Source organism: Arthrobacter sp. Hiyo1, assembly GCF_001263615.2.
In the GTDB taxonomy this organism is placed as follows: domain Bacteria; phylum Actinomycetota; class Actinomycetes; order Actinomycetales; family Micrococcaceae; genus Arthrobacter.
Map to the genome: position 1 here is coordinate 3213 of NZ_DF952477.1, position 5721 is coordinate 8933.

General features: G+C 63.5%; 6 protein-coding genes and 2 pseudogenes. 5 read left to right on the forward strand and 3 right to left on the reverse strand.

All coding sequences use genetic code 11. The annotated features are described in order from the left end of the window. Window positions 1-538, reverse strand: a pseudogene (locus tag AHiyo1_RS21450) (FAD binding domain-containing protein); the annotation flags it as partial. Between the two features lie 212 nt (window positions 539-750). Here AHiyo1_RS21450 and AHiyo1_RS21455 point away from each other — a divergent pair. From AHiyo1_RS21455 to AHiyo1_RS21470, 5 genes are all read left to right on the forward strand, one after another. Further along, window positions 751-1077 carry a YciI family protein gene (locus AHiyo1_RS21455; protein ID WP_113990748.1) on the forward strand — a complete coding sequence of 109 codons (327 nt, stop codon included), beginning with the start codon at window positions 751-753 and terminating at the stop codon, window positions 1075-1077. 40 nt (window positions 1078-1117) lie between these two features. Beyond that, a complete protein-coding gene (locus tag AHiyo1_RS27540; RefSeq protein WP_253257538.1) occupies window positions 1118-1663 on the forward strand; it encodes a sigma-70 family RNA polymerase sigma factor in 546 nt (181 codons plus the stop codon). A gap of 28 nt (window positions 1664-1691) precedes the next feature. Continuing rightward, window positions 1692-2459: an RNA polymerase sigma factor gene (locus AHiyo1_RS27545; protein ID WP_253257539.1), complete on the forward strand. Its 768-nt coding sequence runs from the start codon at window positions 1692-1694 to the stop codon at window positions 2457-2459. Then, the gene (locus tag AHiyo1_RS21465; RefSeq protein WP_059389936.1) at window positions 2456-2794 is read left to right on the forward strand and encodes a YciI family protein; all 339 of its coding nucleotides are present in this window, start codon (window positions 2456-2458) and stop codon (window positions 2792-2794) included. Before AHiyo1_RS27545 ends, AHiyo1_RS21465 begins: the two co-directional genes overlap by 4 nt. Before the next feature lie 125 nt (window positions 2795-2919). Continuing rightward, window positions 2920-3477 (forward strand): DUF1326 domain-containing protein, encoded by a 558-nt coding sequence (locus AHiyo1_RS21470; RefSeq protein WP_113990738.1) that lies wholly within the window; start codon window positions 2920-2922, stop codon window positions 3475-3477. Between the two features lie 121 nt (window positions 3478-3598). Here the strand turns inward: AHiyo1_RS21470 and AHiyo1_RS21475 are convergent, their stop codons facing one another. Next, window positions 3599-5383 (reverse strand): CocE/NonD family hydrolase, encoded by a 1785-nt coding sequence (locus AHiyo1_RS21475; protein WP_253257540.1) that lies wholly within the window; start codon window positions 5381-5383, stop codon window positions 3599-3601. 6 nt (window positions 5384-5389) lie between these two features. Continuing rightward, a pseudogene (locus tag AHiyo1_RS21480) lies at window positions 5390-5721 on the reverse strand (hypothetical protein); the annotation flags it as partial.

Here is a 5721-nt window from a genome sequence, read left to right on the forward strand (position 1 = left end):
CCCGAGCGCGGGCGGATCGTGAAGCGGACTTCGTACAACAGTTCGTTTTGCGCCACGGCGGTTTCGTAAGGGCCGCGGTGGAAATCCGACATCGCGACGATCCGTTCGCCGTCGGGCCCGCGGATCACGGCCTGGGCGCGCAGGACATCGCAAACGGTAGACAGGTCTTCGGCCGGATCCGCTTGGCAGAGCGAGCCGCCGATCGTTCCACGGTTGCGGACCACAGGTCCGCGATCACCTGCTCGGCGTCGCGGATTATCGGAAAGAGCTCGGCGACTTCGGCTGACTCGAGGAGCGCTGTGTGGCGGGTTAACGCGCCCACACGCAACTGCTCGCCTTCCCTGCGGATGAATTCCAGTTCCGTCAGGTCGTTGATGTCGATCAGCCACTCCGGCCGCGCCAGGCGGAGCTTCATCATCGGCAGCAAGCTGTGCCCGCCGGCGATGATGCGCGACTCGGGACCGTGGCGTTCGAGGAGGGACAGCGCGTTTGCGACGTCGCTGGCGCGCTCATAATCAAATGGAGCCGGAATCTGCATTGTCCACCCCTTAGGGGCCAGACGTCCTGCACCTCGTAGGACGCGGACCTATGATCAGTCTTGCCCGCGTCATTGTGGGTGTCAACATAGTCAAGGGGCCAGATCACGGCCATTTTGACCCGAAAAAGAATTTCCCAGGCAGTGTCCTTTTCGCGACGTCCCGCCCGTCGTCATGGTGTATCAACCGAGAAGAAGGAGTCATCGTGGAGTACATGCTTTTCATTTGCAACGACCCGGCAGCGCCGGAATATGTCGCCGCCGAGGACAATATCGTTGAATGGGTGGCCGAGATGGAAGCCCGCGGCGTAACCCGTCACGGTGACCGGCTGCGTCCCGTCGAGGACGCCACCACCGTCACGGTGCGGGCGGGCGAAGTGGTTGTCTCGGACGGGCCGTTTGCGGAGACGAAAGAGTGGATCGCGGGCTACGACGTCATCGCGTGTGCCGATCTCGATGAGGCCATCGAGGTGGCGTCCAAGCATCCCATGGCACGATTCGGCAAGATCGAGATCAGGCCAGTGTGGCCGCTCGGGCTGTAGCGGTTCGCCCGGCGTCCGGCGTCTTGAGCGGGGAGATGAAATGGCGAGAGAACTGACGGATGCCCGGACCGCCGTCGAGGCTGCCTCCGCCGAGGAGAACGCCCGGATCACCGCAACCCTCATCCGGGTGACGGGAGACTGGAGCCTGGCGGAGGATTGCGTTCAGGACGCGTTCGCAAAGGCATTTGTCGACTGGCCGGAGCACGGCGTTCCGCGGAACCCCGGGGCTTGGCTGACCACAGTGGCGAGGAACAGGGCGATCGATCGCATGCGGAGTGCGGCCAGTGAAAAGAGGGCTGTCCGTGAACTCGCGATCATCGCCCAACTCGAAGGCTTGGGGGATGGGGGCAGCAATGATCCGGGTGCGGAAGACGACCGGCTGCGGCTGATCTTCACCTGTTGCCACCCTGCCCTCCCGCTCGACGCAAGGGTTGCGTTGACGCTGCGTACCGTCGCAGGGCTGACGACGGGTGAGATTGCGCGTGCGTTCCTCGTCTCGGAGGCAACCATGTCAAAGCGGCTGGTCCGTGCACGGGCAAGATACGTGACGCAGGAATCCCGTATCGGGTACCGCCCCCGGAGCTGAGAGCCGAACGCACGTCCGGGTCCTGGCGGTGCTCTATCTCATGTTCAACGAAGGCTATTCCGCCACGGGCGGCGATTCCTTGATCCGGGAGTCCCTTGCGCGGGAAGCGATTCGCCTCAACCGCTTGCTCGTTTCGTTGCTTGCCGGTTCACAGCAGGAACCGGAGGCCATGGGCCTCCTCGCGCTCATGCTGTTCCACCATGCCCGGCGAAGCTCTCGAACGGACGCGGCGGGGGACTTGGTGACGTTGGAGGAGCAAGACCGCGAATTGTGGGACCACGCTGAGGTTGCCGAGGCCGTTGCGCTCCTCGCTGCTGCCGAACGGCTTGGCATTTCACACCGATCCCGGCCAGGGAGCTACCGTGTCCAGGCCGCTATTGCGGCATGCCATATGACCGCCCGCACCCCAGGAAGTACAGACTTCGCCCGGGTGGCCTTGCTGTACGACTCCCTTGCGCAGATTGCGCCGTCGCCGGTTGTCGAACTCAACCGCGCTGTCGCCGTCGCAATGTCCCAAGGTCCGGAGGCCGGGCTGGCCCTCATCGAGCAACTGGACCGATCCCGCTCGCTCGAGGGGTACTACCTTCTGCCCGCCGCGAAAGCGGACCTCCTGAGGCGGCTCGGCCGAAGGTCGGAGGCGAGGGACGAATACCAGCGGGCCCGCGAACTCGCACCATCCGAGGCGGAACGCCGCTACCTTGGCAAACGCCTGGCGGAGACTGGTTCTGCGTCCTCGTCCTCATCTGAATCCACGCCGAATAGCAATGCGACATCCGCCGTCAAGGAGAAAAAATGAAACATCTCTTGCTGATTCAAAACAATTTCGACGCCTGGAACGCCCTTCCAGAGTCCGAGATCGACGCGATCATGGAGGCGCACACCTCCTTGCAGCAGGAACTCAGGGCCTCCGGAGAATTTGTGGAGGCTCATGAACTCGGTGAAGAAGCGAAGTTCGTGAGAAACAACGGCAGCGGGCCTACGGTGACGGACGGCCCGTTCATCGAGACGAAGGAAATCGTGGCCGGCTACTACGTGGTTGACTGCGTGGACATGGCAAGGGCTGTGGAGATCGCCGGCAAGTTCGGAGAGGCCAGGCTGTGGCCTATCGAGGTACGACCCATGGACCCGTGAGCGATCCGGAGACCGTTGACACTGTTCCGGGCCGCGAGGAGACTTTTTTCTGGGGATGCCTCGCCGAAAGGAGCCCCAGATGTCGTGGCACGTCGAGTACGTATTTTGAGAATTGCAACTGCGACATGGTCTGCCCGTGTTCCACTTCAGGGCTGACCGCACCGGCGGATAACGATCGATGCAACGTGGCCCTGGCCTTTCATGTGGACACAGGTGAGGTAAACGGCGTCGACGTCGGTGGCCTGACGGTCTGCGTCGTCGCCGATACGCCTGCCCTCATGAGCGACGGGGGATGGAAACTCGGCGTGCTGATGGACGCCGCCGCCTCACCCGAGCAAGCCGAAGCGCTCGGCGCGGTTTTCGGTGGCCAGCTCGGCGGACCGATGGAGGGCCTCACACCCCTGATCGGTGAAATGGCGGGAATGGAATCCCTCGAAATCGCCTACACCGAAGACGGTCGTTCGCACCAGGTCCGCGTCGGCAGTGCCGTCGACTTGGCCGTTGAGGACTTCGTGTCTCCGATGGATGCCACAGGGCTGGGAGTGAAAGTCAGCGGGGTAGGATTCCCGGCGGACACCTTGGCCGCGGGCACAGCCAGCACGGCCCGCGTGGACGTGTTCGGGATGACCTGGGACAACGCCGGGAAGAACTCCTTCTCCGCTCCCTTTGCCTGGTCGGCCTAGGTGCCGCTTCCTGGACGCTCGCTCGCTTATACGGTCAAATTCCACGACGCTCGCTCTGATATGTCGTCAAATTCCGGGACGCTTGCTCACATCATGTGAGCGAGCGTCGACGGAAAACACCCTAAAAAGTGAGCGAGCGTCCCGGGACGCGAAGCTTAGTCAAGCGGTCCGACAACCCGGTGCGCTTAGCCGGCCACCGTCGTGAACGGCAAGACGAGCCGCGACTGGTGGGTGGCGTCGCGGTAGATCTTGTGCGTGACGGGGCGCCTACCGGCAAGTGGAAGGCGTCAGGCGGGAGTAGTGCGTTGTGCTCGTCGGCCAGCGGCTCATCGTTGGACAGTTCAACCGTGAGGCGATGACCTGCCTTGAACGTGTTGGCGAACGGGTAGAGGCGCAGTACGTACTCCTCGATCGTCCCGGGCTCCACCGGCACTGATCGGGTGTGCGGGTGGTAGGGGTTGCCCTCGGTAGTCCGTTCGTCCAGCTCGTGGTGCGATGCCTTGAGGTAGCCGGTGGTGATCAGCTGGCGTTGCCCGTTCGGCGCGGTGTCCCAGAGGCGCAGGATGAAGTTTGTGTCGATCTGGTCGATTTCCGCGAAGATGTGGGCCGCGCCGGCGCCGATGAGTTCAGAATCCTGCTCGAACGGCTGGGTGCTCCACGAGAGGATCTCCACCTTATCTGTCACCGTTAGCGGGGCTTGGTAGAAACCGTCGGGGGCGGCGTACTCCGCACCCATGGGCTCCGGCTCTTCCGACAGCTTGTGGCGCGGCCGGAGATAGAGGGACTTGTACTCGATGTCCTTCGGGGGCCACTGCCCGGCGGTCACCACTTCGCGCGAGCCCTCCACGAAGACGCTGACGGGCGGCTCGTCCATGACCCCGTTGTCGATGCCTTTGATCCAGTAGTCATACCACCGGAACATTTTGTCGTGCTCCTCGATGAAGGGGCGTGATTGCATGGGCGGGTAGGGGCCGATGGTCAGTTTTTTCGGGCCCTTGAGTGCGTTGTACAACTCGATGGTGCCGTCAAGGGTCCACCCGCGGCCTTGGTCGAGCTGCAGCCAGACCGGGATGTCGATGTTCGGGGCCAGCGTGATGGGGTTGCGTTCTTCGTACCATTCACCGTCCAGTTCGTTCATGACGATGTCGAACCAGGCCTCGTGGTTCTTGGGGTAGTTCAGTACATGGACCAGGTTCGGCCAGGCCGCGATGTCCGGATCCTCGAGGCGCTCGGCGACGAGCTTCTTGAGTTCCCCTGGAGAATGCTTCTCGATCATGCGGGACTTCACGTTGTCGGTGAACGCCCAGCCCGAGTCCCCTCCGCGTCCTTCGCGGGCGGCACGCGGCATGAACCACATGATGCCGCCGTGGTACGTCGTTTCATAGAAGTCGTAATGGCCGCCGGAGACGAAGATCGCCTTGAGGTGCGGCGGACGCTCGGCGGCGGCCAGAACCTGCATCGAACCGAAGTAGGAGATGCCCACCATGCCGACGTTCCCGTCGCACCATGGCTGCGCGGCGACCCATTCGATGAAGTCGTAGGCGTCCTGGCCAAGCGACACACCGCCGGCGTTGTAGTTGCCGATGTGCTCGCCGCCCGAGAAGCCCGAGCCTCGGAGGTCGCCGATGACATGGACGTAGTCCTCCTTGACGATCCTGGCGATGTCCCCGGCCTCGATGCAGCCGTCCCACATGGGGCTGGGACGCCGCTGCGGGGGAGTGGTGAGGGCAAGGGCCTGCAGCTCCTTGCCGTACGGACTGAGTGCCACCAAGGCCGGGCGCGGCTTGTTTTCGGGGCCGTGGTAGGCGTCCGCTGCAAGCTCGACTCCGTCGCGCATCGGGACCCGGAGGTCCTTGCGGACAGCTATGGATTGCCCGCTTGCATCCAGGAACTGAAAGTCATCCATGAGTGTTTACTCCTCGTCTTCGATCAAATGGTCCAGCGACGTGCGGTACCCGTGGAGGGTGGTGAAGAACGGGGAAGGCTCCAGCGTGGGGTCCCCGTCGTATCCAAGGTCCTCGGCCACGCGGGTGAAAGGGGAGTAGGGCGAGTCTGTGTCCTGCAAGCCGGAGGCCAGGCAACCGCCGGCCGCATTGCTGACACGGGCCTCGATGTCCAGGCTCCCTTGGAGCGCTTCCCTTGCCTGTCCGGCGTCGAGCTCCACGCCGTAGGGCGTGCCGTCCCTGTGGCGGTACGTGCCCCAGGTACAAGTGCCGTGGACGGACCTCATCCCGCAGGTACTCA

Coding starts and splice junctions, on each gene's coding strand:
- AHiyo1_RS21455 (WP_113990748.1), top strand. CDS start 751: ATGCTTTTCATTTGCAACGACCCGGCAGCGCCGGAATATGTCGCCGCC.
- AHiyo1_RS27540 (WP_253257538.1), top strand. CDS start 1,118: ATGGCGAGAGAACTGACGGATGCCCGGACCGCCGTCGAGGCTGCCTCC.
- AHiyo1_RS21465 (WP_059389936.1), top strand. CDS start 2,456: ATGAAACATCTCTTGCTGATTCAAAACAATTTCGACGCCTGGAACGCC.
- AHiyo1_RS21470 (WP_113990738.1), top strand. CDS start 2,920: ATGGTCTGCCCGTGTTCCACTTCAGGGCTGACCGCACCGGCGGATAAC.
- AHiyo1_RS21475 (WP_253257540.1), bottom strand. CDS start 5,383: ATGGATGACTTTCAGTTCCTGGATGCAAGCGGGCAATCCATAGCTGTC.